Genomic DNA, 1,498 nt, shown 5'->3' with positions numbered 1-1,498 from the left:
ACCACCCGGGCCCGCACCCGGTCCATGGCGCGCGGGCCCGGGTGGTGCTGCTGCCGCACGGGGCCTGCTTCCTCAAGCGCTTCGCCGCCGCGGCGGGCTCGCCGGTCTTCGGGCTGCGCCGGGAGGACCTGCTGCCCGGCGGGCGCCCGCCGGCCGCGGTGGTCCTGGCCCACGAGGACGACCGGGCCGCCCTGGCCCGCTCGTGCCCCGAGGCCCTGCCCGTCGCCCATGTGGTCGGCGACCCCGCCCACGACCGCATCCTCGCGAGCCTGCCACGGCGGGACGCCTACCGTCGGGCGCTCGGCCTCCATGCGGGACGGCGGCTGATCGCGGTGACCTCGACCTGGGGGCCCGAGTCGTCGTTCGCCCGCTTCGAGACACTCCTGCCCAGGCTGGTCCACGAACTCCGTGACGACCTCCACCGCGTCGTCGTCCTCGTCCACCCCAACGTGTGGTCCGGCCACGGTGCGCGCCAGGTCCGCGCCTGGCTGGCCTCCTGGACGGAACGGGGCGTCGGCGTCCTCCCCCCCGACATGGACTGGCGGCCGGTGCTGTGCGCCGCTGACCTCATCGTCGGCGACCACGGCTCGGTCACCCTGTACGGCACCCTGACCGAGGCGCCGATCCTGCTGACCGGCACGGCGGACGACGAGACCAACCCCGACTCGCCCGCGGCCGAACTGGCGCTGCTGGCCCCGGCCCTCTCCCCGTTCCACCCGCTCACCAGGCAGTTCGCCTACGCGTCCGCCGAGTACCGCAGGCCCGCGTACGAGGCGGTCGCGGCGCGCATCACCTCCGAACCGGGGCGTTTCCACCGCAACATGCGGGCGTTGCTGTACCGGTTACTGGGTCTGGGGCAGCCCGCGCACGCTCCGTTGGGCGGGCCGCTCCCCGTGCCCGACGCGTCCCTGATCTGGCCGTCCGCCGGCCGGGAGGTGCCCGCGTGACCGCGCCGGGCGGAGGACTCGCCGCGGTCCTGGCCGCGTGGTGCACCGACGGTCACTGCGTCGACGTGGACGGCTCAGCGACCCGGCGGGATCTCGCGGACGTCGTCTTCGGGACCAGGCCGAGGCCGAGCGCGGAAGGGGCCGCCCGCGAGGCCGCGGATCTGCTGGCGGCCCACCCCGGCTGTGTGCTGGTGGTGCTGCCGCTGACGGGCGGGCGGTGGCTGGCGGTCGGGCGTACCCCTTCACCTCGGCGGCAGGGCGTCAAGGAGGGCGGTGACCCGGCGCTCGTCGTCGACGCTGACCGTCGCGGACAACGGCAGCGCCCGTAGGTAGAGGTCGCGGGCGGCGTCCGTATCGCCCGCGTCCTCGGCGCACCGGCCCAGCATCTCCAGGGTCCGGGCCTGCCAGTGCGGGGCGCCCAACTGCTCGAACGTCCGCAGTGCGGTGCCCAGTTGCCGGATGCCGGCGGCCGGTTCCCCGGATCGGGCCCGCGCCCGCCCCAGGAAGGCCAGCGCCCGCGCGGCCTCATGCGCGTCCCTCACCGCGGTGAG

Annotated in this window: 2 protein-coding genes; one reads left to right on the top strand and one right to left on the bottom strand. The window is 76.1% G+C overall.

Annotation, left to right across the window (positions count from 1 at the left end):
* A partial coding sequence (locus AOK15_RS34395; protein ID WP_055522231.1) for a UDP-N-acetyl glucosamine 2-epimerase occupies positions 1-947 on the top strand: 947 nt, incomplete at its 5' end.
* A gap of 242 nt (positions 948-1,189) precedes the next feature.
* Here AOK15_RS34395 and AOK15_RS34390 read toward each other — a convergent pair.
* The coding region (locus tag AOK15_RS34390; protein WP_157870457.1) for a tetratricopeptide repeat protein at positions 1,190-1,498 on the bottom strand (309 nt) is incomplete at its 5' end.

Origin of the sequence: Streptomyces ossamyceticus, assembly GCF_001418475.1 — a bacterium.
Lineage (GTDB): Bacteria > Actinomycetota > Actinomycetes > Streptomycetales > Streptomycetaceae > Streptomyces > Streptomyces ossamyceticus.
Note: the sequence above shows the minus strand (reverse complement) of the source record. Positions and strands in the feature narration are given on the sequence as shown.